The organism is Synechococcus sp. (genome assembly GCF_982614295.1).
In genome coordinates this window covers 1-23,697 of record NZ_CEXBMR010000026.1, presented here as the reverse complement: position 1 = coordinate 23,697, position 23,697 = coordinate 1, and the positions used below count along the sequence as shown (strand labels likewise).

Below are 23,697 nucleotides of genomic sequence, written 5' to 3'. Positions count from 1 at the left end.
ATGCAGGCGATGAAACCGGTAAAGGTGGAATCTATAATTTTGTTACCAAACGCGGAATTTGTGAAGGTGCTCGAAGCCACATAAGTTGGACTCAAGTGGAAACAGGTTCTGCAATTACTTGGAAATATCCAAGTTGTGTATTAGCTGGTGACGATTCAGTTGGAGAGTTTTATTCAGTTGCGTTAACTAATAATTATCAACAGGCTGACACTGGAACTAAAATGTTGCATGTGGGTGCCCGCACCCGCTCCACAATTGTTAGTAAAGGTATAAGCGCTGGCAACTCTTCCAATAGTTATCGCGGTTTAGTTCAGGTTGGCCCTAAAGCCCACGGTGCTAGAAATTATAGTCAATGCGATTCAATGCTGATCGGAGATAGAGCTGCAGCTAATACTTTCCCCTACATTAGATCTCAGCAACCAGATGCAATAATTGAGCACGAAGCAAGTACTTGTAGAATTTCTGCCGATCAACTCTTCTACCTACAAAGTCGTGGAATTTCTTTTGAAGAGGCGGTTTCAATGATGGTTAGTGGTTTTTGCCGAGATGTCTTTAACCAGCTTCCCCTTGAATTTGCGGCCGAGGCAGACAAATTGCTTGCATTAAAGCTTGAGGGCTCCGTGGGCTAACGGATTTTCTACTGATGCTTAGTTTCTTTTATTTCCACCCCTTACAAACGAGTCTGTGATAGTTTCCCCCGCCATTTCTGAACCATTGCTTGAAATTAGCAATTTAAGGGCTAGTGTTGCAGGCCAAGAAATTTTATGTGGCATTAATCTCATCATCAAACAGGGAGAAATTCATGCCTTAATGGGCCGTAATGGTAGTGGAAAAAGTACTCTTTCAAAATTAATTGCAGGTCATCCCTCCTACGAAATTACCGCTGGATCAATCCGATTTCGTGGCTTGGATCTAGCTCAGATGCCTCCGGAAGAGCGATCAAGGATAGGAATATTCCTTGGTTTTCAATATCCGGTGGAAATTCCTGGAGTAAGTAATCATGAGTTCTTAAGAGTATCCACAAACGCCCGTCGTGTGGCTAGCGGTTTAGAGGAGTTGGATACATTTAGCTTTGATGATCATTTGCAGGAACGTTTGGAATTGGTGCAGATGGATCCTGCCTTTCTTGGCCGCAGTCTTAATGAAGGATTTTCAGGCGGTGAGAAAAAGCGCAATGAAATCTTGCAAATGGCTTTATTGGAACCAGATTTGGCAATTCTTGATGAAACAGATTCAGGATTAGACATAGATGCTTTACGTATCATTGCCGATGGGGTTAAGCAACTTGCAGGGCCGCAAAATGCCACCCTGCTAATTACCCACTACCAAAGATTGCTAGACGCCATCACACCTGATTATGTGCATGTGATGGCCCATGGCCGTATTTTGCGCACCGCTGGCCCTGAGCTTGCCTTGGAGCTGGAGCGTAGGGGCTACGACTGGATTGATCAGGAAGCTGGTATTAATTCGCGGGCTGAAGCAATCGAGGAGGCGGAGCATGAATTGGCTTGAAGCCTTGGTTAAGACCCATGGCATACGGTCTAAATATTCTGCTGATTATTTGCTTAAAGAGGGTTTGCCCCATCGCCGCTTAGAGCCTTGGCGCTTTACAGATTTAACAGCCCTAACTAATCTTGAACCCTTACTACTTAAAAAAAGTGGACCTGTAGTTCATGGGCAGTCTCCACTCTTCGCTCCAGATGTAGTGAGCTTAACTCTTGATGAAGATGGCGGTAATTTTGTGCTTGCGCAGGGCTCAGCCGCTGCACCTGCCGGCTTGCTGCTTGATCTAGAAAATCCAGCAGCTAGCAAGGATGCTGATAGTGCTTGGGTATTTCAGCTGCAGAATTCAATCGTGGGTCCTAGTTTCAATCTGGCACTAGGAGCAGCTGAATCATTGCGGCTTGAGCTTTGTCTAAATCCAAATAATTCGGCAGCGCTTGTAAATGCAAAGATGCAGATTTCCCTTGCAGAGGGTGCATCTCTTGAATTATTTGTGAATATTAAAAGCAGCACTAATAGTTTAGTTTTGCTAACTTTGCAGGCCAATCTTGCTCAAGGATCGAGTTTGTTAGAGGCTCAAAACCTAATTGGAGCTGAGGGAGCGGTTTTGTTATCTGGTTCTGAGGTGAATCAGGCAGCAACAAGCCGTTATGAACGCACGGCAGTAGTGCATGGTTGGGCATTAGCTCGCCAGGAGCCAAGGGTTGTGCAAAATGAAGGTGAGGCACATACTTTTTTAAGGGATTTGGCAATTGCAGCAGATAATAATATTTGCGATCTTCATAGCGCAGTTAGATTTGATGGGCCCAACGGACGCCTTGAACAACTTCAAAAGGCATTGGTAGATGATGCTGGCCGCAGTATTTTCAATGGAGCAGTACAGGTTCCTAAGCCTGCCCAAGGAACTGATGCATCACAGCTGAGTCGACATCTATTACTTAGTGATCGCGCTAGGGTGGATTCAAAGCCAGAGCTTGCAATCGTTGCAGATGATGTTCGTTGCAGTCACGGCGCCACCATTAGTAGCTTGGCTACGGATGAGCTTTTTTACATGCAAAGTCGTGGTATTTCAAGGCAGCAGGCGGTTTCCTTGTTGAAGTTGGGCTTTTGTCAGCAGATTGTTAATTTTTTACCACCAATTGCCGTTTCCTGCTGCTCCCTTGAGGCGGTATTAATGCCATGAGAAGTGAAAAAGCAACCATCACTAATCTTTCAACGCAATGCCGCGCTGATTTCCCGATTTTCGATCAGTTAATAAATGGCCAACCTCTAATCTATTTGGATCATGCTGCTACAAGCCAGAAGCCGCAGCAGGTTATAAATGCATTAAGCAATTATTACAGCTGCGATAATGCTAATGTTCATCGCGGTGCACATAGCTTAAGTGCAAGAGCTACAGATGCTTTTGAAGCGGCTAGATCAACTACAGCTACGTTTATTCGTGCCAATGATTCAGCAGAGATTGTATTTACTCGTAATGCTACTGAAGCAATTAATTTAGTTGCTTTCACGTGGGCTGCTGCTCAATTGCAGCCAGGCGATGAAATTCTCACAACGGTAATGGAGCATCACAGTAACCTCGTTCCATGGCAATTGGTTGCGGCGCGCACCGGTGCCGTGTTGCGGCATGTTGGGTTTACGGCTGCTGGAGAACTTGACCTTGATGATTTTCGAGCTCAATTAAATACTCGCACTAAGATTGTTCCAATTGTGCAACTAAGTAATAGCCTTGGCTGTTTAAATCCGATTGCAGATTTAGTTGAGCTTTCCCATAAAGTAGGCGCCAAAGTATTGGTTGATGCCTGTCAAAGTTTGGCCCATATTCCAGTTGATGTGCATGCTTTGGGCTGTGATTGGTTAGTGGGGTCTAGCCATAAATTGTGTGGCCCAACTGGAATGGGCTTTCTTTGGGGTCGCAGGGAATTACTGGAGCAAGCTCCACCTTTTTTAGGTGGCGGTGAGATGATAGATGAGGTATTTCTTGATCACAGCACCTGGGCAGATTTACCCCATAAATTTGAAGCTGGTACTCCTGCTATTGGAGAAGCAATTGGAATGGGTGCAGCCCTTGATTATTTAACAAAGCTTGGTTTGGGTAATATCCACGCTTGGGAACAAGAATTAACAGCTTTGTTATGGGATGGCTTGGCACGTATTGAAGGAATTACTTTGTTCGGCCCAACCCCTGCACAGCAACCTCGCCGTGCTGCGCTTGCCAGTTTTGTTGTAGAAGGTGCACATCCCCATGATTTATGCGCCCTTCTTGATGCAAATGGCATATGCATCCGCAGTGGTCACCATTGCACTCAACCATTGCATCGCATATTAGGTATTAATGCCTCTGCTAGGGCTTCGCTTGCTTTTAGCACCAGTCGCTCTGAAATAGAATCGTTCCTTGAAGAATTAGCTAACAGCATTAATTTTCTTAGAGAACATAGCTGATACCTGATTGGTTTGCTTATCCCTTGATATGAGATGTAGTAAATTTATGCTTAAAATATGATAATTACTTACATCTCTTCTTTGCTATGAATATTGAAGGAAAAGAATGGCGCACAATTTGGCTAGAGGAGGGCGGCAGGTCTGTGGGTGTGATCGATCAAACACAACTGCCGCATCAGTTTAAAACAAAAACGCTTGGAACTTGCGCTGAAGCAGCAGCTGCCATCAGCACGATGGTGGTAAGAGGAGCTCCATTAATTGGAGTAACTGGTGCCTATGGGTTGATGTTGGCCCTACAGGAAGATCCCAGTGATAAGGCACTTTTATCTGCCTTTGAATTGCTTAATTCCACTCGCCCAACCGCCATTAATTTGCGTTGGGCCCTAGAGCGTGTGCGCAATCAGGTGGGCAAGCTTCCCCAACACCAACGGGCAGCTGCCGCTCAAGCTGAAGCCTCAGTAATTGCTGAAGAAGATGTGGCCATGTGTGAAGCGATTGGCAACCATGGCTTAGCGATCTTCCAGCAATTGGCAGCAGCTCGCCCCTTCGAACGCTTGGGCACGCCATTTCAAGTGTTAACTCACTGCAATGCTGGTTGGCTAGCAACAGTTGATTGGGGCACAGCTCTAGCTCCGATTTATAAAGCACATCGAGCGGGGATGGATATTCATGTTTGGGTTGATGAAACTCGGCCGCGAAATCAAGGTGCAGCTCTTACTGCTTTTGAATTAGCTAAGGAGGGGGTGCCACATACAGTGATTGTGGATAACGCCGGAGGCTATTTGATGCAGCATGGCGAGGTTGATGCTGTAATTGTTGGTACTGATCGCACCACCAGCAACGGTGATGTGTGTAACAAGATTGGAACCTATTTAAAAGCGCTAGCGGCTTTTGATAATAATGTTCCTTTTTATGTGGCTCTCCCCGCTTCCACAATTGACTGGACTATTGCTGATGGAATAGCAGAAATTCCAATAGAAGCGCGCTCAGCAATGGAGGTAACCCATATTCAAGGCGCAGCTTCTAATTCTGAAATAATTAATGTTCAACTAACGCCAACTGGCAGCAGGGGCTTTAATCCAGCTTTTGATGTAACACCGGCCCGCTTGGTAACAGCACTGATTACCGAAAAAGGAGTTACGGCTGCAAGTACAGCAGGATTGCAAGAGCTATACAAAAAAACTAAAATTAATTAGTGTTTTGGGGGTTCTTATTTAATTGGATATATGTTTTCTGTTTATTGCATTCTTAATGCTTGGCGGCAAATTTTTGGAATAGCTGCCTAATTCTGTACTTTATTAACCTTGACGAAATTGCATGTTTGCTTGTGTCTGCTACTGAGTTAGAATTGCGCCAAGAGCTTGTGGAAGCTGCAAGGCGCCTTAATCGTTCGGGGCTTAACCAGGGAACCTCAGGTAATTTGTCTGCCCGAATCTTGGGTGGTTTGCTGATCACCCCCAGTTCATTGCCCTATGAACAGATGCAGCCAGCTGATTTGGTGGCGATCGATTTCAGTGGCATGCCACTTGGAGAAGAAGCCCAGCAGCGCAGGCCTTCTTCTGAATGGCGGCTCCATGCCGATATTTTGGCAAAGCGTTCAGAGCTAATGGCTGTTGTGCACTGCCATTCGATCCATGCCACTGCTGTGGCTTGCCATGGCCGCAGCATTCCAAGTTTTCATTACATGGTTGTGATGGCTGGTGGAAGTTCCATCCGATGTGCTCCTTATGAAACTTTCGGCACTCAGCAGCTCAGCGAAGTAACACTAAAAGCACTTGAACAGCGCAGTGCCTGCCTCTTAGCTCATCACGGTCAGGTAACTGTTGGTTGCAGCTTGGATCAAGCTCTTGGTTTAGCGGTTGAGGTGGAAACTCTTGCTCATATGTTCCTGCAAGCCCTGCAGTTTGGAGAGCCGCCCGTTCTGGGGGAGGGGGAAATGGAAAGGGTGCGTGAGCAGATGGCAGGCCTGCACTACGGAGGGCGCAATTGGCAAAAAGATTAAACCCATTAAACCCACACAAAACGCAATAATCTGTTACATTCGGGTGGCGGTTATCCGCTCTTTTCCGTTTCGTTTACCCCCGTACTCATGCAAACCACAATTCAGCAGCGCTCCAGCGCTTCTGTATGGCAGCAATTCTGTGAGTGGGTCACCAGCACCGACAACCGCCTCTATGTGGGTTGGTTCGGTGTATTGATGATCCCCACCCTGCTTGCTGCTACTACCTGTTTCATTGTTGCTTTTATTGCAGCACCACCCGTTGATATCGACGGCATCCGTGAGCCAGTTGCTGGTTCATTGATCTATGGCAACAACATCATCTCCGGTGCTGTTGTTCCTTCTAGCAACGCTATTGGTCTTCACTTCTACCCAATCTGGGAAGCTGCCAGCCTCGACGAGTGGCTGTATAACGGCGGTCCTTTCCAACTGGTGATTTTCCACTTCCTGATCGGCATCTATGCCTATATGGGACGTGAGTGGGAACTGTCTTACCGCTTGGGAATGCGCCCTTGGATCTGTATTGCTTACAGCGCACCAGTTGCAGCTGCATCAGCAGTATTCCTTGTGTATCCATTCGGTCAGGGTTCTTTCTCTGATGCAATGCCCCTTGGTATTTCAGGAACCTTCAACTACATGTTGGTATTCCAAGCTGAGCACAACATTCTTATGCACCCCTTCCACATGCTCGGCGTAGCAGGTGTGTTTGGTGGCAGCTTGTTCTCTGCAATGCACGGTTCATTGGTTACCTCCAGCTTGGTGCGTGAAACCACCGAATCTGAGAGCCAGAACTACGGCTATAAGTTTGGCCAAGAAGAAGAGACCTACAACATCGTTGCAGCCCACGGCTACTTCGGTCGCTTGATCTTCCAATACGCATCTTTCAACAACAGCCGTAGCCTGCACTTCTTCTTAGCTGCATGGCCAGTAGTTGGCATCTGGTTCACCGCCCTTGGCGTGAGCACAATGGCCTTCAACTTGAACGGATTCAACTTCAACCAGTCGATTCTCGATGGCCAAGGCCGTGTAGTGAATACCTGGGCTGACATCTTGAACCGCGCTGGTTTGGGTATGGAAGTAATGCACGAGCGCAATGCTCACAACTTCCCACTCGATCTTGCAGCAGCTGAAAGCGCTCCAGTAGCACTAACCGCCCCTGCAATCGGTTGATCACTAACTAAGCAAATCGCTTAATTAGAGGAATAGAAATCGCCCCCGCTAACGCGGGGGCTTTTTAATGGTTTAGGCCTTGTTGGCAAGCAATGGTTTACGGCGATTAGGAAACAGCTCTTTGCAAAGTGGGCACACCATGCCATTGCAGCCGCGGGCGGTGCAAAATTCACGGCCATAGAAAATTATTTGGAGGTGCAATTTATTCCATGCCTCCCTTGGAAATAAACGCTTCAAATCGGTTTCAGTGCGTGCCACATTTTCACCATTACTGAGGCCCCAGCGTTGGGCTAAGCGGTGAATATGGGTATCCACTGGAAATGCCGGCACCCCAAAGGCTTGTGCCATCACCACACTGGCTGTTTTATGACCCACCCCAGGCAGGGCTTCAAGGGCAGTGAAGCTCTTGGGCACTTGGCCGCCGTGGCGTTCAATTAATAATTCAGCTAAGCGCTTCACATGTGCGGCTTTTGTGCGCGCTAAACCCAATTGACGTATATGCGTAAGAATTGTGGCCTCACTTAAAGCTGCCATAGCGGCAGGATTTGGACCATCTTTAAATAATGCAGGGGTAACTTCGTTTACTTTTTTATCTGTGCATTGGGCACTTAACAACACCGCAACAAGCAAAGTAAATGGATCGCTGTGATCAAGGGGCACAGGAACTTCTGGATAGTGCTGCTCCAGCCGCTGCATAACAAGGGCAGCACGTTCGCCTTTTCTCATCTTTTAGCCAACTACTCAACATCTCTAGCAAATATGGGGCCAACTAGGCTCATGGTCAGGTTTAAATAATTTATGGGCAGTAGTTTTGGTCAGTTATTTCGGATTTCCACCTTTGGTGAATCCCATGGTGGCGGAGTTGGGGTGATTGTGGATGGCTGTCCACCAAGATTACAACTGGATATCAAGGCGATCCAGGCTGATCTTGATCGCAGAAAACCGGGCCAAAGCAAAATCACAACCCCCCGCAAGGAGGAGGATCAAGTGGAAATCCTCAGTGGTGTGCTGGATGGCATCACCCTTGGCACCCCGATCGCCATGCTGGTGCGCAATAAAGATCAAAGGCCCCAGGATTACAAAGAAATGGAAGTGGCATTTCGCCCTTCCCACGCAGATGCCACCTACCAGGCCAAATATGGGATCCAAGCCCGCAGTGGAGGTGGTAGAGCCTCAGCGCGGGAAACGATTGGCCGCGTGGCAGCTGGTGCCATTGCCAAACAATTACTGGCAGAAGCTGCCGGCACTGAGGTGCTGGCTTGGGTAAAACGCATCCACAACCTAGAAGCAACTATTGATCCACTTCTGGCGAACCTAGAAACAGTGGAAAGCAACATTGTGCGCTGCCCTGATCCTGAGATGGCAGTTCAAATGATCGAACGCATCGAAGCGATTGGCCGTGAGGGTGATTCCTGCGGTGGTGTAATCGAATGCGTAGTGCGCCATGCCCCTTTAGGGCTTGGGATGCCAGTATTCGACAAGTTGGAAGCTGATCTTGCTAAGGCAGTGATGTCTTTACCAGCTACAAAAGGATTTGAGATTGGTTCCGGCTTTGCTGGCACTTTGATGAAAGGCAGCGAACACAACGATGCCTTTCTCGCAACAGGTGATGGCAGCCTCCATACAGCCACGAACAATTCAGGCGGCATTCAAGGGGGGATCAGCAACGGCGAGCCGATCCTCATCCGGGTGGCTTTTAAACCCACCGCCACAATCCGTAAAGAACAACAAACGATTACTGCCAGCGGCAATAGCACCACTATTTCAGCCAAAGGCAGACACGATCCATGCGTTTTGCCAAGGGCTGTACCGATGGTGGAAGCGATGGTGGCCCTTGTGCTGGCAGACCATTGGCTCCGCCAGCGAGGACAATGCGGTGAGTGGTGAAGCTAGCTCATGAGGCTGATGCCAGATCAGAAGCTGCGGGCTTTGCTGCAACGCGTTTTGTACGTGCTGCGGGCTTTTTAGCAGGGGGCTTACGGGTAGCAGTGCTCGGGCGCTGGGGCCGGGTGCGGTGGCTTAACACCAAAGCCCATTCAGCATCACTAAGACTGGCGGGTTTATTGCCGTAGGTATCCGCAACTTTTGCAGCCCTTTCGATATCGGCTACCAAATTTTGCCAAGAGGCGGCAAAACGCTTGTCACTTTGTGACTTTGCACCGCTTTCGATCAAAGTTTCAACCACTCCAGCGGTGGTTACTTTTTTACGGCGGCGGTTGAAAATTTCCTTTTGCAGTTGAGCAATTAAAGCAAGCCCCTTATCGCTGAGCTTGATGGTGATCTGTGCCATTGGAAAGAAAAAAATTCCTCTACTCCAGAAGTAGCACTTGATAGGCTTAATGGCAACTAAATATGGCGACGTCTCAGTTGTTGTTTGGCTTTGTTACTACGAACGGCGCGATGATTTCGGCATAACCAGGCCATAGGCAATCGCCAGCATCAAACAAACTGGAACCAAGTGCTACTGCTTGCACGCCGGCATCAAACCAGCTGGGCACGTCTTTTACAGCAATACCACCCGCTGCAATACAAAAGGGCAGCGGTCCCAGAGGGCCCTTTAGTTGACGCCAATAAGCAGGACCTAATGATGCGGCTGGAAAAAGCTTTACCAAACCGGAGGCAGAGGCAAGGGCAATGCCAAAGTGGTGTACTTCTGTGGGGCTAAACACCCCTGGCACCAAAGTAATACCAAGATCTGCTGCCGTAATTAGCAATTCAGCAGATGCAACGGGTGCCATTGCATAGCTAATACCAATTTTAGAAATCAAAGGAAGCTGATCTTGATTGCTTATGCCTGCAGCACCAAATCGCAATTGCGGCCATTGTTTCTGAAGATCTAAAAGCAATTCAGCCCACCAGGGAGCTGAATTCCAAGATAATTCCACGTGTATGAAGCCAGCCTCTGCAACTGCCGCCACCTGTATCTGAGCTTGTTTGCTGGAATTTGGGCGTAAAACAGCAAGTAATGGGCTATTAGTTAGAGATGCCTTTAAAGCAGCTGGATCAGCTTTAAACGTAGTTTGCAACCTCAACATCACGGAGCAGTAATAGTTCTTGTAGCTGTTCTGCATCAACGGTTTCTTGCTCAACCAAGAGATCAGCTAACTCATCAAGGACAGCGCGATTTGCTACAAGAACACCGGTGGCACGTTTGTAGGCAACCGCAACTAAATCTGAAACTTCAGCATCGATTGTGGCGGCGGTGTCTTCTGAGAAATCTCTTTCAGCGCCAATATCACGGCCAAGGAACATTCCACCTTGTGATCTACCAAGTGCGATCGGGCCAAGCTTATCGCTCATGCCAAAACGGGTAACCATTTGGCGTGCAACCCTGGCAACTTGCTGAAGATCATTAGAAGCTCCAGTTGTAACTTCATCTTCCCCATAAACAATTTCTTCTGCAACACGGCCGCCTAGGGCAACAGCCATTTGATTTTGCAAATAAGAACGTGAATAAAGCCCCGATTCCATCCTTTCTTCACTTGGGGTAAAGAAAGTGAGGCCGCCTGCATTACCACGGGGAATGATGCTGATTTTTTGAACCGAATCATAATCAGGCATCAGCGCTCCAACTAGAGCGTGGCCGGCTTCGTGATAAGCAACAAGGCGTTTGCGCCTTTCGCTCATAACACGATCTTTCTTTTCAGGGCCCGCCATTACCCGTTCAATCGCATCATTTACCTCATCCATTGATATTTCACTTAATTGACGGCGAGCTGCCATGATTGCAGCCTCATTTAATAGATTTGCTAGATCGGCACCAGTAAATCCAGGGGTGCGTCGGGCCACCCGGTCAAGGTCTACATCTTTGCTAAGGGTTTTACCTCTTGCATGAACACCGAGGATTTGAAGCCGGCCACTGTAATCAGGTCTGTCGACAACTACCTGGCGATCAAAACGGCCTGGACGCATTAAGGCTGAATCCAATACATCAGGGCGGTTTGTTGCAGCAACAATGATGATGCCTGTATTACCTTCAAAACCATCCATCTCTGTAAGTAGCTGGTTAAGAGTTTGCTCCCGCTCATCGTTGCCGCCACCGAGGCCTGCACCCCGCTGCCTACCAACTGCATCAATTTCATCGATAAAAACTATGCACGGGGCATTCTTTTTAGCTTGCTCAAAAAGATCTCTTACTCTGCTGGCACCAACACCAACAAACATCTCAACAAATTCAGAACCTGAAATTGAAAAGAAAGGTACTCCAGCTTCGCCTGCAACAGCCTTAGCAAGCAAGGTTTTACCTGTACCTGGAGGGCCAACTAATAAAACACCTTTTGGAATCTTTGCACCAACTGCTGTGAAACGGTCTGGATTTTTAAGGAAATCAACCACCTCTGTTAGCTCAAGTTTTGCGCCTTCAATTCCAGCTACATCATTAAAAGTAACTTGAGTTTGGGGTTCCATTTGTACCCTCGCTTTACTTTTACCGAAACTCATCGCTTGATTGCCGCCGCCGCCACCTTGGGCGCGACGTAAAAGAAAGAACAACCCACCAAGCAGCAATATTGGAAAGATCAAGCTGCTGGCAGCCTGCTGCCAGGCCGGAGTTTGGCGGGTGGGTTGAACAGCAATATCAACTTTATTGTCTGTGAGGATTTTGAGTAGATCTTTATCTGGTGCGAGGTTCACCTCAGCCCGGCGGCCATCGCTTTCCACCACAAGGGCAGTACCGCGATCAGGGGAGATCAACACTCTAGATATCTGATTTGCCTGTACTGCTTCTATAAAATCGCTATATCGCAGGCTCCTTGGAGCGTTAGCAGGGGCGGGTCTACCGCCCATAAAAGCGGTGCCGAGGGCGATCAAAACAACTACTAGTAATACGTATAAACCTGCATTACGCCAACCTTTCTTAGCTGCCATTTAGCCAACCTCATCAATGAAGGAATGTTAACCGATCCTGAGTTTCAGGGAGTGCGGAGCACTTCGACAACGCTGCGGAAGGCGAACCACTCGGGTATTTCCTCACCGCTACGCAACATCTGGCGGAATTGGGTGCCACTTAGTTTTTTCACAAGTAAACCGCTTGCCTCGGCATGCTCAGCGGTTACATAACCCTCCTCCTGGGTGTAAACAAGATTCAGGGAAGGCACTGTTTGCATTGCAAGTTCCGGAGCACAGGCCGTAGCAAAATCCTGAGCCTCGTAAGGGCTATAAAAATCTTCACCACTAATAGACGACTTACAGCCGGCCATATCGCGGCCGATGATGAAATGGGTGCAACCGTAATTGCGGCGAATAATCATGTGCTGCAATGCCTCCCGCGGGCCTGCCATATGCATTGCGTATGGCAGGTAAGCCCAACGGATGCGGGGGTTATCAACTTCAGCTGCGAGCTTCTCATAGGTTTGAAAACGCACAGTTCCGGGGATATCGTCTTCCTGAGTGGGTCCGCAGGTGGGATGAACAAGCACCACTGCAGCAGCGCTCACATTGCTGGCATGAAGCGCCCGTGTAAATAATTCGTAGTGAGCGCGATGAATGGGATTACGGCACTGAAAAGCCACCACGTCTTCGCCTGAAGGCAAAGATTGCCGCACCTGGGCTGGGGTTTTGCAGGGGAATACCCGCTTGGGCAACTCAAGGCCTTGCAGCGATCCGCCTATATAGCGATGTTTGCGTTCCATCGCGATCATTCGCACGGCTGGATGTTCGAGAGAGGTGGTGCCGTAGCAACCTTTTGCCTCGATTGTTTTATCGGGTAGCCATTGGTCTTGAACGGTTAAAACCGCAAGATTTTGCCCCTTATAGGTGAGCAGAACCCGATCACCAAGCTGCAAATCATCCCGATCAGTATCAAAAATAAGCGGCAACCCAAATAGATAGCCGGAACTGGTGCGATGAGTTGCCACCACGGAGTTGTAATTCTCCTGATGCATAAAGCCGCGTTCTGGAGAAAACCCCCCCACCACAAGAAGCTCTACATCACAGGCATTGCGATCGGAGCATTCAATGCTTGTGGTTACAGAAGCCAGCAGCTGAGCTTGCTGCTCGGTGGAAACCATCAGATCCACCAAGCTGCCGCCGTAGGGAGCGATAACAGAGTTCAAGCTTTCTCAAGGCGGCCATAAAGCTCACCGCTCACTTTTACATCAACCACCTTCTTTGTGCCCATATCTGTATCAGAGGGTTGAATCGCTGTAAATACTCCAGCAAATTCACCGGTTTGGGCATCAAGGCGAGTGATCGAGAAATTCATCGTGCCGGAGCCATCCACATAGCGCTTCACATTTTCTTTGCGCAGCTCTACGTCATCGCCAGCGGGCACTAAGCCCATGGCGCTGCTGTAGCCGGTGGTGAGACCACGACCTTTGGGATCAAGGAAATTACTGGTGCGATAGCTGGGGGTGCGGTATGGACCTTCGAAATCGGTGCTCGTTGAGAGATTTGCGCCCTCAGCGGTGGCATCAAGCAACTTGCTGGAGAAAGTGAATGGCACCTCTTCGCCGCCTGGCAGCAAAACAGTGATTGGCTGGAAATCAATGCCGCCTAACTCCTTAAAACGCAAGCCTGTTTCTTCAACTGTGAGATCGCCATAAACGGAATCAAGGCTGGAGGTGTAACGGGTGAGGATGCGCCCGTCTACAAATTGAGCTTCCTGACGTTTGTTCGCCGGCTCTCCCTTCACTGCCACCGTGCTGGGGTGAAAGCACATTTCCTTGAGCTGATAGCGGCTGCCTGCTTCGAGGCTGATGGTGCCGCGGGCTGATTCCGGCAAGGTGGCGCAATCATTTGCCAACCCTGTGTTGTGTATATCTTCGTAGGTGAGATCAGCTCGATCTATAGCTTTAGCGCCTCCACTGCAGGCGGTTAAAAGGGTCAAGCAAGCCGCCAGACAAAGGGCGATGGCTGCTTGAAACAATTTCCGCAGGCTGCGCATGGGATGCAAAGAAAGCATATGACCGATCGTACAACCGAAAACCACATGTGCCGGATAGGATGCCACGCCTTCATACATTTAGATGGCAACAGCCGAAGCCGACTGGAGCCAGCGCTTCTCAAAATGGAGCAAAGAGGCGGAAGCCCTTGCAAGCGAGGCTGAGGGCAATCCAATTGCCCTGCTGGCGGTATTAAGAGAGCTGGAGAAGCTGCACCGCAGCCTCCAAGACGGGCCATTGCGCAACAGCCTGCCTGCGGATAGGCGCCGTTTATTTGCCTTATTGCAATCGATCGAGCAAAGCGGTGGCTGGCCGTATATCCCAAGGCTTCAGATCCAAACCTTCCTCGAAATGCTTAATCCTCGAGATCAGAGCGAGGCCTAATGCCAGCCTTATTGCCAGCGTTATTGCCAGCCTTATTGCCAGCACTTATGCCAATTATCGAGTAATTGATGGGCAAGGTTCAATTTGCTGCAGGGGCCTAGCTGCTGGGGTTCCCCGCCCTGTTGCAACAACCAGCCTTGATTGTTGATCGCTCCAAATCCAGCCCCAGCTAAATCAATGGGATTTGCAAAGAGCAGATCGCAGCCTTTCTTCAGCAATTTTTGCTTTGCAATGGCTAACCCATTGCCGCTATGGGCGCAAAAGCCCATCAACACTTGACCCCGAGGGCGATTTGCAACCATTTCTTGCAACAAATCGGGCACCAGCTCCCAGGTATCGGGCTGTAGCAATTGATGTTGCATTTCAGCCTTACTAAGTTTTTCGCCATTGGTTTTACGTATGCGTTGATCTGCCACAGCAGCAGCCATCACAACCCCATCGGCCCAGGGTTGATGCTGGCTGAGTGAAAGCTGAAGTTGGGCTGCATTGATGAAGGGGAAACATTGCAAACCTTCCAACAGAGCAGGCTCCAGCTCTAAGGGGCCGTGTAGCAGTTTCACCTCAGCGCCGCGCCATTGGGCCGCAAGGGCAAGCATTACTCCCATCCTGCCGGTGGATGGATTCGAAAGATAACGGGCCGGATCAAGCTCTTCGCGGCTGGGGCCGGCAGTAATTAAGAGGCGCAAGCCTTTGAGATCTTGGGTGGCGCCACGAATTACAAGGGATTCAGCCGCCAGCAGCATCTGGGCCGGCTCCCGCATACGACCAGCGCCTCGGCGATCGCAAGCCAACAAACCATCGCCAGCCGGGGGCAGAGCCAATGTTTGAGGCTCATCTCGCAGCACTTGCCAATTGCGTTGCACTGCCGCGGCTTGCCACATGCTGGTGTTCATGGCAGCCGCTAATAAACGAGGGGCTTCAGCAGCCAAAAATATGGAAGCCACGAGGTTGTCTGCAAGGCCATGGGCCAAGCGGGCCATGCTGCTGGCGCTGAGGGGTACTAGTAATAAAAGTTCCGCCCATTCAGCTAATTCAATGTGCAGCGGCCTGGGCTGGCTTGCTAACCACTGATCGGCCTCAAGGTAGCAGTGATGCCGAGAAAGACTCGCCAAGGCTGCGGGGCTAACCAATTGGGCGGCGCTGGGGGTGAGTGCGCAGCGCACTAAAGCGCCACGTTGCACAAGGGCACTAACAAGTTGGGGCACCTTCACCGCTGCGATGCTGCCGCTAACGGCTAACAAGATTCGTTTGTTAGCCAGGGGATCAGCCGCAGCAGCCAGCATTGCTATTCCTCGTCGAACGGTTCCTGATCCACAAGATGCACGTAAGGGCGCGCCAAATCTGGGCGATGTATCGCCAGAGCTCGCATCAGATGCCAATCGGCGAGGCTATCGAAAGGATTGGGGTAGTCGTCTGCGTCTAATCGTTTAGCTAGAGCCGCCACTGAATCCTCAGTGTGGGCAGCCAACGTAGTTTCAGAAATTGCGACTGGTTCAGACATCGGTGGTAATTTCAAATCAATCCCTTGGGGAGTTAGCTCAGCTGGTAGAGCGCTGCGATCGCACCGCAGAGGTCAGGGGTTCGAATCCCCTATTCTCCACTTTTTATTGTATTAATTCAACCGCTAATGGCATTGAGGTGAGTTTTGGCCTTTCTGCCGAGTTTAATAACTAACTGGCTGGCAACTTTAATTGCGGTAACACCGTTATTGGAAACCGAACGGGAAATAATTATTCTTGCGCCGCTTCCGCCAATAAGTAGAGAAACCGGCTTAGTTAAATACACGCAGCGGCAAAAAACTGATGGGAAGGTAAGGCGATTGGGGCAACCGATGCCTGGTTTATTTTCTGGCCCGATAGATGCGCCGCAAGGGGAAGCGGGTGATTGGTTTAACGCAATGCCTTTTACCCTTGCAAAGACTCTGCTGGAGCGGGTTTGCCGCAAAAGCGGCTGAGGTTATCGCGGCGTCGGCCCCGCAATGGGGTACAAAGGGTCATTAATCAACAAACCTCAACGCATGTCGCAGTCCAAGCGCGAGCAGGTGGTGAGCCACCTTCGTTACATCCGCCAGGAACTGCGTGAAATGCACCAGGGGGTTATGGATGATGGCCTATTGCCAGAAGCTGGAGAGGTGCGGGGAGTAATGGCCCAGATGGAGGCGCTACTGGAACTTCTCGAAGGCAAAACAAGCCGCAAACCAAAAGAGGTTGATTCATAAGTTTATTTATTAATTCCACCAGATGTAGCGTAAGCGACTGCTCAACCCTCACATTTAGTGTATTAATAAATTGGCGAAGCAATTGGCCAGGTGATGGGGATCACTAGCTTGCTTCGTCTGTTATTTGATTTTTAGGAAACAGTGCAAAACACTCGTTTACATATTTTTGGTGGAAAAGCGCTGCTACAGCTTGAAAGCTGGACTCAAAACCCCTGGAGAAGGGCATCGTTACTAGCAATTATTTTTTTTGGTGGTTTCAGCATCGGAGCAAGTGTGGGTGCTCTTGCCGGTGCAATGAGTTTTTTAGATCCCCTTGCAGCCTTTTTATTTGTAGTGCTTGCTGAACTAGCGATTCGTGCGCGTAAACCATTACTGCTTAAAGGCGGAGATAAATTACTGCTTGGATTACTGGATATGGCCCGGATGGGGCTGGTTTACGGGCTGCTTTTAGAAGGCTTTAAAGCCAGCGTGTGAGCACTAAACCGGCATTTAACAAAACAAAGGCATACCTTTTAGATAGATCCTCTCTACTGCGCTAATGACTTCCACTAAAGAGCGATTTTTCCTTGAACTTGAGCCGCCAACGGAAGAACTACGCGATAAGCCCCATGTGGTGATCGTGGGGGGGGGCTTTGCAGGCGTAAAGGCTTGCAAAGCATTTAAAGGGGCAGATGTGCGCGTAACCCTGATTGATAAACGCAATTTTAATCTGTTTCAACCTTTGCTTTATCAAGTGGCCACCGGGCTGGTTGGCGCTAGCGACGTGGCAACCCCTTTGCGCTTACTGGTGGGAGCCCAACGCAATGTGCAGGTGTTATTGGGAGAAGTGAGCGATATCCAAGCCGATGCCAAGGAAATTATTTTTAATGGCAAATCCTTCAGCTACGACTATCTGATCCTGGCGGCGGGATCGGGCAGCACCTATTTCGGCCATGAGGATTGGCGCAGCATCGCACCGCCGATGAAAATCCTTGAGCACGCAGCAGAAATACGGCGGCGCCTGCTGATGGCCCTTGAGCAAGCAGAACAAACAACAAATACAAAAGAAAGAGAATTTCTACAAACCGTTGTGATCGTTGGCGGAGGCCCTGCAGGTTGCGAGTTGGCAGGTGCTGTATCTGAGCTAATGCGTAATGCGATGGCGAAAGATTTCAAACAGGTTGATATCAGCCGCACCCGCATCGTGCTGGTGGATCCAGGCGATCGGGTATTGCGGGCAATGGATCCATTGCTTTCAGAAGCAGCTGGCAAGCATTTGAAAGCGGTGGGGGTGGAATTTTTATTCCAAGGCAGGGTGCAATCGATCGTGCCTGGGGAAGTGCTGGTGGGCACTCCCAATGGTGATGTGCGAATCAAGGCCGCAAACGTTTTTTGGACAGCTGGAGTGAGGGCATCGCATTTGGGTAAAACCCTCGCAGCTTCCACCGGTTGTGAGGTGGATCGGGGCGGCAGGGTGGTGGTGGATGCTGATTTTTCAATCCCAAACCATCCCGAAATACGAGTGGTGGGTGATCTATGCAGCTACAGCCATACAAACGACGGCAAACCACTGCCCGGCATGGCGGGGCCAGCAACGCAAATGGGTGGCTGGGTAGCAAAAGATATCCAAGCGAAATTACAAAATCGTGTAATGAAACCCTTCTCCTTTTTTGATTTCGGCACCATGGCGGTGCTGGGTCGCGTAAGCGCTGTTGCTGATTTACGCGGTTTAAAGCTGGTGGGCAGCCCTGGCTGGGGCCTATGGGCCGCTGCTCACTTGGCATTTATGCCAGATGATGAAAATCGCGTATCGCTACTTATTAAGTGGCTCTGGGCTGTTGTTACCCAACAGCGAGGTGATCTTTTAATTACTGGTATGCCGAGTCAACACGTGGGCCTTGAAGGGAGTGGCTCGCCATTTCCAATGGGTATTGCGGGGGAAACATCAATATCTGATATGGATTTAACAATGAAAAATGCAATAGATAATTTCCGCGGCAATAACGCTTAAAGATCAACGCTTAAAGATCATGGCTAGCAGCCATTAAATAAAGCAGGGCCATCCGCACGGGAATACCATTTCGCACCTGTTCATCAATTAAACTGATATTTATATCTTCTACTAATTCACCACTTAATTCCACCCCACGATTTACTGGCCCAGGGTGCAGCAGTGGCACTTTTTTACCACAAACTTCCAAACGTTTATGGGTAATACCAAAACTGCGGTGATATGCATCAAGGCTTGTGATTTGATTTTCGCGCATACGTTCCTTTTGTAAACGCAACGCCATCACTGCATCAGCCCCCTCTAGAGCTTTATCGAGATTGCGTTCAATCTGCACAGCACCACGAATTGCCACTGGGTCGTGGGTTACACCGGAGGGGGGGGCTGCAACAAATTCGCTAAATGCATCTGGTAACAACGTGGCAGGGGCGCATAACACCACATCAGCACCACAAGCGGTGAGCGCCCAAAGATTGGAACGGGCAACACGGGAATGGAGCACATCTCCAACGATCACGATGCGCTTTCCTTGTAAAGCTGCAGGGGTTGGAGCTTCCGGCGCGAAATAACGGGCAAGGCTAAATAGATCAAGCAATGCCTGGCTTGGGTGACTATGTAAACCATCGCCGCCATTAAGCACTGCCACCTTTTCACCGGCTTGATCTAGGTCGCGCGCAAGGGCAGCTGGCACACCGGCGCAGCTGTGGCGTACCACCAACACATCAGACCCCATCGCTACATAGGTGCGGGCGGTATCAAGCAAACTTTCGCCTTTGCTTAAAGCGCTTGTGGCAGGAGCAAAACTTTGAACATCAGCCGAAAGGCGACGGGCTGCCAGTTCAAAACTGCTGCGGGTGCGGGTGCTGGGTTCAAAAAATAATGTTGTTACTAAACGACCCTGCAAGGCCGGTAAGCGCCTGGGGCCAGCCATCGGCAGGGAACGAAAGCGTTGGGCCAGGCTTAGCACTGTGGCGTAGTTATCAAGCGAAAAAACCGCTAGATCCAGCACATGGCGATGGTTCCAGCTGCTCAAAACCACATATTGCAAACAAAACCAAGTTAAAGGGGCAGACGCAAATAGCTAGGGGAACGCTTTGCCGATATTGCACAAGCCAAGCAGGAGAGCCATCAACCCTGGGCTTTGGAGCAAGAGCATCGCCAAAGTGCCGGCCTCTCTAGTTGATGTGAATGTGTGGCTGGCGACTAACACTTTTATTGCCACCTAGATACCAACGCCAAGGTAATTCCTTCCCTTGACTGATGCCAATGCGGGGAGTTTGCACCAAATTAGTGGGCGTAATTATTCCCAACTCTGGCAACATTGGCGCTAACCACAAACCAGATTCCTGGTTTGCCGGCAGGCCATTATGGGATCGATCAATGCCAAAACATCGCGCCAAAAGTGCAGGCCCGGCTGCCAGCCGCGGCGGCCCATCGGGCAGGGCAACAGCGCGCAGCAACACACCATTGGCCCAGTTATCGCGATCAGTAACCACATTCACGCAGTGGTGAATGCCATAGCTCACATACACATAGAAACGCCCAGGCTCACCAAACAGGGTTTCGTTGCTGGGGCTGCGGCGGCGGTAGCCGTGGCAGGCGGGCTCGCTCTGGCAATACGCCTCCGTTTCCATAATCACGCCCCACAGCAGCTCGCCATCCGCTTGGCGTTTCACCAGCAGGCAGCCGATGAGCTCGGGGGCAACCTGCTCGGCGGGGCGGGCGAAGAAGGCTTGGGGGAGGTGCTGGGAGGGCGTGGTGGCTATGGGATTGGATTGGCGAGGAAACAAAAATGAATTATTGCGATTTAAAGTTAAAGCTTGAGAAACAACAAGCCATTTATAAGTGTGATCTAATTATATTTGCCTGCTCATATAGATGCTCAACTAATGTTATGAAGGCACTCACTAAATTAATACTTTTTACCTGATCTGAAGTCGTATTCTTCTTCCTTGAGGTCTCGGGAGCTGCATGTTGATTGAGCATAGTGGACAAGGGATTTGAAGCCTGCGGGTATCAATCCTGGGCAATAGGTTCCCACTTCATCTGCTTGTGGACAACAGAAAACACCCTTCCAGCGATTGATAAAACGACCTCGAATTTCATCAAAAAAATTGAATCCATTCATAGCAATAAATTCAAGTATTTGCTGCGGACCTGGCAGCACCGCCAGCTGATCCCTAAATTGTGAATCTACACGGCATTTGTCGATAAATCGATGTAACTCAGATTTACTCATTAAAGTTTAAATGGCTTGGGCTTTTCTACTTCCATTCCATTTTATGAACCAGCTAAGACTCAAATCGTTATACAAGCACTAAAAAATCCCAATCTCACGGGAGCCAATGGCCACTTCTCTTCGGCAGGAGAAATAAGCCCTGCAGCAGCGCCACCTCAACAGAAAGCCAAGATAGCAAAATAATAATTGCGATTAAACTCGCCAAATTAACGGTTCAAGAAAGATTCATAATAGAATAGAAATACTTTTTCTAAAACATAGCTTAAAATGATCGCAACTATGCAAATAGCAAAGAAGCATATTCTAATCACTGGTGCTAACTCTGGCATTGGCCTATAAGCTGCGCCTCTACTGCAGCGCACAGGCCATCAATTAACAATGCCCTGCCGAAATAGCGAAACAGCGGTAATGGGTTAACTACTGGGATTAATTTCTCCTACGACCAAGCATTTGAAACAAGTGCTTCAGGTGATCTTAAATATCGTTTTGGCGCTAATGGTTACGGTACAAAGTCTGCTAAGAAAGAATGGAAAACTCCTGTTATGCAAGCACTCACAGAAAGCGTGAAACACAGGGGCTTTTTAATTCTTCAATAACTCCGAAATACATAGGTAAAAATTAGCTGGGCTGTAAGCACTGATGCCGGCCAAAGGATCTTTAATTTTATAACCAGAGCATGGAATTAAACAGGGCGTTCCAGGCGCTGCAGGCGCAGTTCACTCACCGAAGCGATGGCCTCGAAGTCGGTGTCAAAGCTCACAAGAAGAGCGTTGTGATGCAGGGCCACAGCAGCAACCAGCAGATCGATGCTGAACACAGTGCGGCCGATCTGGCGACAGGCTTGGCCCAAGCCGATCGCCCGCTGCCACAAATCAGCCGGGGTGGTGAGTTTAGGCAAAGTTGCAAACTGGGCCTCTAGCTGACGAATCTCATCTGGCCGGGCTGATCGCAACAGCTCAAAACGCACTGGTTCAGCCAGGTGGGCCTGGGGATTAAGCACAAAGGGGGCGATGAACTTCTTGAGAGGGGCCGGGCTACGAGCACGGGTGAAGTCAACCCAGAGGCTGGAGTCGAGCAGCATGATCATTCGGCTAGCTGCTGTGCTCGCTGTCGGTCGCACTCCCGGTCGTTTTCAAAACCCTCCAACTCCACCCCCCACTCGCCGCTAATGAAGCGCTGAGCAATTTGGGCGCGATGTCTCTGCTGCAAAGCTTGTTCCATCAGGCGGCGAATTGCAGGTCCCTTCTTACTCTCACCAGTGAAATCAAGAATTTCAGCCATCTCATTTTCTGAAAGCTCAACAGTTACTTTCATAATTTAGGGCTCCAAAATCGCATTTCTAGCAAAGCATAAAACTTGTCGTCAAAAGTGTTGAGCACTCAAATCCCAGCAGCAACCTGCTCAGCAGGGCGAGCGAAAAAGCTCTGGGGGAGGTGCTGGGAGGGCGTGGTGGCCATGGAAGTGGCTTTGAGGTGAAGTCGCTGATGCCATCTTGCTGCCAACCCAATAACTGACCTAAAAACCCAGATGCCGCTGCACTTTGTGGTGCTCTGGGGACTAGCTTCTATAGAAGGAAAGTTTTCATAGTTTCCACTAACTACAGATATACTATTTTGCTCGTTAGTGATTAACAACTTTTCGCTTAATTCGGGCAGCGGAATATCACTTGCCAGATTAAAACCAAATGCTTGATATTGGAAATTTAGAGTGCTCAAGCTTAAATACTCCTGGATTGGGGGTTACTAAGATTTTTTCGTATGCGCCAGGCATCTAATTGATTCTTGAAATTCATCACAAGTTCACTAAGATAGCCAAGCCCCAAAAAGAAAAATGCAAAAACAAAGATTGGCTCTAGTTTCCAACCCTGAAAAAATAGAATCCCAGCAATTAGCGGCAGGCCAAATAAACGGGCAAAAAGGTGGATAAATTGCAGAATAGTTGCAAATATAATTGCAGCTGTTCTTTCTTTACGGCAACCAATCAGAAAGCGGATCTGCATAACAGCTGCCACCGCAACAGGAAGCCAAATCAGATAAATAATAATTCCGATTAAACTCGCCAAATTAACGGTTCCGAAAAGATTCATAATAGAATAAAAATACATTTCTCAAGCATAGCCTAAAATGATTGCAACTACACAAATAGCAAAGAAGCATATTCTAATCACTGGCGCTAGTTCTGGCATTGGCCTAGAAGCTGCGCTTCTACTACAGCGCGCAGGCCATCACCTAACAATGCCCTGCCGAAATAGCGAAACAGCAGCAAAAATAAATCAACGTTTTGGAAACTCAGATAATATTCAAACACCCATCTGCGATCTAGCTGATTTAACTAGCGTTGCAAGTTGCGCTAAAGAGCTATTAATTAAGGGGGACCCTATCGATACTTTAGTGCTTAATGCCGGCCTGCAATACAGCGGCAGTAAGCAGCCGCAATGGTCTAAGCAAGGATTTGAACTCACAATTGCAGTTAATCACCTAGCCCATCAAGCACTCCTCGAGCAACTATTACCGCTGCTGCTATTAAGCAAAAGCCCCCGTTTAATAATTACTGCTTCTGAAGTTCATGATCCCAAAAGCCCAGGGGGCAAAGTTGGCGCACCAGCTGGGCTAGCAGATCTAAATGGTTTACAACAAGGGGCCGCCGCACTAATGCTTGATGGTAGAAATATCTTCAACGCAGAAAAAGCCTATAAAGATAGTAAACTTTGCAACTTATTAATGGCTCAATATATCTCGAAGACCCTAGCCAGCAGTTCAACGCCAATAACCGTAATAGCATGGAGCCCTGGCCTGGTAATCCCACGCACTAATGAAGGATTTTTTCGCTATAGCCGTAAACAAAATCCTATTGGTCAAACCATATTTGCATTTA

28 protein-coding genes and 1 tRNA gene are annotated in these 23,697 nt (G+C 49.0%); 15 read left to right on the top strand and 14 right to left on the bottom strand.

The window, feature by feature from the left end; all coding sequences use genetic code 11:
* The 7 genes from AC2JC8_RS05970 to psbA form a co-directional block, all read left to right on the top strand.
* On the top strand, positions 1 to 629 hold a 629-nt coding region (locus AC2JC8_RS05970), incomplete at its 5' end, for a SufD family Fe-S cluster assembly protein (protein ID WP_484594357.1).
* Positions 630 to 684: 55 nt separating this feature from the next.
* Positions 685 to 1,512, top strand: a complete 828-nt coding sequence (sufC, locus tag AC2JC8_RS05965) for a Fe-S cluster assembly ATPase SufC (RefSeq protein ID WP_484400599.1) — start codon at positions 685 to 687, stop codon at positions 1,510 to 1,512.
* Positions 1,499 to 2,686: a SufD family Fe-S cluster assembly protein gene (locus AC2JC8_RS05960; protein ID WP_484594356.1), complete on the top strand. Its 1,188-nt coding sequence runs from the start codon at positions 1,499 to 1,501 to the stop codon at positions 2,684 to 2,686. Before sufC ends, AC2JC8_RS05960 begins: the two co-directional genes overlap by 14 nt.
* Entirely contained in the window at positions 2,683 to 3,945 is a 1,263-nt protein-coding gene (locus AC2JC8_RS05955) for a SufS family cysteine desulfurase (RefSeq protein WP_484400602.1), read from the top strand. The genes AC2JC8_RS05960 and AC2JC8_RS05955 overlap by 4 nt, the downstream gene beginning before the upstream one ends.
* Before the next feature lie 86 nt (positions 3,946 to 4,031).
* Entirely contained in the window at positions 4,032 to 5,141 is a 1,110-nt protein-coding gene (gene mtnA, locus AC2JC8_RS05950) for an S-methyl-5-thioribose-1-phosphate isomerase (protein WP_484400603.1), read from the top strand.
* Positions 5,142 to 5,272: 131 nt separating this feature from the next.
* Entirely contained in the window at positions 5,273 to 5,947 is a 675-nt protein-coding gene (locus AC2JC8_RS05945; protein WP_484594355.1) for a class II aldolase/adducin family protein, read from the top strand.
* Positions 5,948 to 6,034: 87 nt separating this feature from the next.
* Complete coding sequence (gene psbA / locus AC2JC8_RS05940; RefSeq protein WP_484594354.1) at positions 6,035 to 7,114, top strand: photosystem II q(b) protein; 1,080 nt, start codon at positions 6,035 to 6,037, stop codon at positions 7,112 to 7,114.
* Positions 7,115 to 7,186: 72 nt separating this feature from the next.
* Here the strand turns inward: psbA and nth are convergent, their stop codons facing one another.
* Positions 7,187 to 7,840: an endonuclease III gene (gene nth / locus AC2JC8_RS05935; RefSeq protein WP_484594353.1), complete on the bottom strand. Its 654-nt coding sequence runs from the start codon at positions 7,838 to 7,840 to the stop codon at positions 7,187 to 7,189.
* Between the two features lie 72 nt (positions 7,841 to 7,912).
* Here nth and aroC point away from each other — a divergent pair, with 72 nt between their 5' ends.
* On the top strand, positions 7,913 to 9,001 hold the full coding sequence (gene aroC / locus AC2JC8_RS05930) for a chorismate synthase (protein ID WP_484401627.1): 1,089 nt from the start codon (positions 7,913 to 7,915) through the stop codon (positions 8,999 to 9,001).
* A 7-nt stretch (positions 9,002 to 9,008) separates the two neighbouring features.
* Here the strand turns inward: aroC and AC2JC8_RS05925 are convergent, their stop codons facing one another.
* From AC2JC8_RS05925 to AC2JC8_RS05905, 5 genes are all read right to left on the bottom strand, one after another.
* On the bottom strand, positions 9,009 to 9,404 hold the full coding sequence (locus AC2JC8_RS05925; protein WP_484401626.1) for a hypothetical protein: 396 nt from the start codon (positions 9,402 to 9,404) through the stop codon (positions 9,009 to 9,011).
* 73 nt (positions 9,405 to 9,477) lie between these two features.
* Positions 9,478 to 10,149, bottom strand: a complete 672-nt coding sequence (locus AC2JC8_RS05920; RefSeq protein ID WP_484401625.1) for a bifunctional 4-hydroxy-2-oxoglutarate aldolase/2-dehydro-3-deoxy-phosphogluconate aldolase — start codon at positions 10,147 to 10,149, stop codon at positions 9,478 to 9,480.
* Entirely contained in the window at positions 10,124 to 11,980 is a 1,857-nt protein-coding gene (gene ftsH3, locus AC2JC8_RS05915; protein WP_484401623.1) for an ATP-dependent zinc metalloprotease FtsH3, read from the bottom strand. The genes AC2JC8_RS05920 and ftsH3 overlap by 26 nt, the downstream gene beginning before the upstream one ends.
* A 44-nt stretch (positions 11,981 to 12,024) precedes the next feature.
* Positions 12,025 to 13,167: a sulfate adenylyltransferase gene (gene sat, locus AC2JC8_RS05910; protein WP_484594352.1), complete on the bottom strand. Its 1,143-nt coding sequence runs from the start codon at positions 13,165 to 13,167 to the stop codon at positions 12,025 to 12,027.
* Positions 13,164 to 13,997, bottom strand: a complete 834-nt coding sequence (locus tag AC2JC8_RS05905; protein ID WP_484594351.1) for a photosystem II manganese-stabilizing polypeptide — start codon at positions 13,995 to 13,997, stop codon at positions 13,164 to 13,166. Before AC2JC8_RS05905 ends, sat begins: the two co-directional genes overlap by 4 nt.
* A gap of 82 nt (positions 13,998 to 14,079) precedes the next feature.
* Between AC2JC8_RS05905 and AC2JC8_RS05900 the strand changes: the two genes are divergently transcribed.
* Positions 14,080 to 14,379 (top strand): hypothetical protein, encoded by a 300-nt coding sequence (locus AC2JC8_RS05900; RefSeq protein ID WP_484401620.1) that lies wholly within the window; start codon positions 14,080 to 14,082, stop codon positions 14,377 to 14,379.
* 32 nt (positions 14,380 to 14,411) lie between these two features.
* Here the strand turns inward: AC2JC8_RS05900 and coaBC are convergent, their stop codons facing one another.
* Together coaBC and isiD are read right to left on the bottom strand one after the other, a co-directional pair.
* Positions 14,412 to 15,662: a bifunctional phosphopantothenoylcysteine decarboxylase/phosphopantothenate--cysteine ligase CoaBC gene (coaBC, locus tag AC2JC8_RS05895; RefSeq protein ID WP_484594350.1), complete on the bottom strand. Its 1,251-nt coding sequence runs from the start codon at positions 15,660 to 15,662 to the stop codon at positions 14,412 to 14,414.
* 2 nt (positions 15,663 to 15,664) lie between these two features.
* The gene (gene isiD / locus AC2JC8_RS05890) at positions 15,665 to 15,880 is read right to left on the bottom strand and encodes a protein IsiD (RefSeq protein WP_482138474.1); all 216 of its coding nucleotides are present in this window, start codon (positions 15,878 to 15,880) and stop codon (positions 15,665 to 15,667) included.
* A gap of 26 nt (positions 15,881 to 15,906) precedes the next feature.
* Between isiD and AC2JC8_RS05885 the strand changes: the two genes are divergently transcribed.
* From AC2JC8_RS05885 to AC2JC8_RS05865, 5 genes are all read left to right on the top strand, one after another.
* A tRNA-Ala gene (locus tag AC2JC8_RS05885) sits at positions 15,907 to 15,979 on the top strand.
* A 45-nt stretch (positions 15,980 to 16,024) separates the two neighbouring features.
* A complete protein-coding gene (locus AC2JC8_RS05880) occupies positions 16,025 to 16,333 on the top strand; it encodes a hypothetical protein (protein ID WP_484401617.1) in 309 nt (102 codons plus the stop codon).
* A gap of 63 nt (positions 16,334 to 16,396) precedes the next feature.
* Complete coding sequence (locus AC2JC8_RS05875) at positions 16,397 to 16,597, top strand: hypothetical protein (protein WP_255132399.1); 201 nt, start codon at positions 16,397 to 16,399, stop codon at positions 16,595 to 16,597.
* Positions 16,598 to 16,738: 141 nt separating this feature from the next.
* Positions 16,739 to 17,071 carry a DUF565 domain-containing protein gene (locus AC2JC8_RS05870; RefSeq protein ID WP_484594349.1) on the top strand — a complete coding sequence of 111 codons (333 nt, stop codon included), beginning with the start codon at positions 16,739 to 16,741 and terminating at the stop codon, positions 17,069 to 17,071.
* 64 nt (positions 17,072 to 17,135) lie between these two features.
* On the top strand, positions 17,136 to 18,587 hold the full coding sequence (locus AC2JC8_RS05865) for an NAD(P)/FAD-dependent oxidoreductase (RefSeq protein WP_484401817.1): 1,452 nt from the start codon (positions 17,136 to 17,138) through the stop codon (positions 18,585 to 18,587).
* A gap of 10 nt (positions 18,588 to 18,597) precedes the next feature.
* Here AC2JC8_RS05865 and AC2JC8_RS05860 read toward each other — a convergent pair whose 3' ends face one another.
* The 6 genes from AC2JC8_RS05860 to AC2JC8_RS05835 all read right to left on the bottom strand — a co-directional run bounded on the left by AC2JC8_RS05860 (position 18,598) and on the right by AC2JC8_RS05835 (position 22,909).
* Entirely contained in the window at positions 18,598 to 19,617 is a 1,020-nt protein-coding gene (locus AC2JC8_RS05860) for an aspartate carbamoyltransferase catalytic subunit (protein ID WP_295456929.1), read from the bottom strand.
* A 142-nt stretch (positions 19,618 to 19,759) separates the two neighbouring features.
* Positions 19,760 to 20,350, bottom strand: coding sequence for a DNA-3-methyladenine glycosylase (locus AC2JC8_RS05855; protein WP_484594358.1), 591 nt, complete (start codon positions 20,348 to 20,350; stop codon positions 19,760 to 19,762).
* A 146-nt stretch (positions 20,351 to 20,496) separates the two neighbouring features.
* A complete protein-coding gene (locus AC2JC8_RS05850) occupies positions 20,497 to 20,823 on the bottom strand; it encodes a Nif11-like leader peptide family natural product precursor (protein ID WP_484594348.1) in 327 nt (108 codons plus the stop codon).
* 682 nt (positions 20,824 to 21,505) lie between these two features.
* The gene (locus AC2JC8_RS05845) at positions 21,506 to 21,910 is read right to left on the bottom strand and encodes a PIN domain-containing protein (protein WP_484401887.1); all 405 of its coding nucleotides are present in this window, start codon (positions 21,908 to 21,910) and stop codon (positions 21,506 to 21,508) included.
* Entirely contained in the window at positions 21,907 to 22,137 is a 231-nt protein-coding gene (locus AC2JC8_RS05840) for a hypothetical protein (RefSeq protein ID WP_484594347.1), read from the bottom strand. Before AC2JC8_RS05840 ends, AC2JC8_RS05845 begins: the two co-directional genes overlap by 4 nt.
* 403 nt (positions 22,138 to 22,540) lie before the next feature.
* Complete coding sequence (locus AC2JC8_RS05835) at positions 22,541 to 22,909, bottom strand: hypothetical protein (RefSeq protein WP_484594346.1); 369 nt, start codon at positions 22,907 to 22,909, stop codon at positions 22,541 to 22,543.
* A 37-nt stretch (positions 22,910 to 22,946) separates the two neighbouring features.
* Between AC2JC8_RS05835 and AC2JC8_RS05830 the strand changes: the two genes are divergently transcribed.
* Positions 22,947 to 23,697 (top strand): SDR family NAD(P)-dependent oxidoreductase (locus AC2JC8_RS05830; RefSeq protein WP_484594345.1); only part of this gene is annotated, 751 nt, incomplete at its 3' end.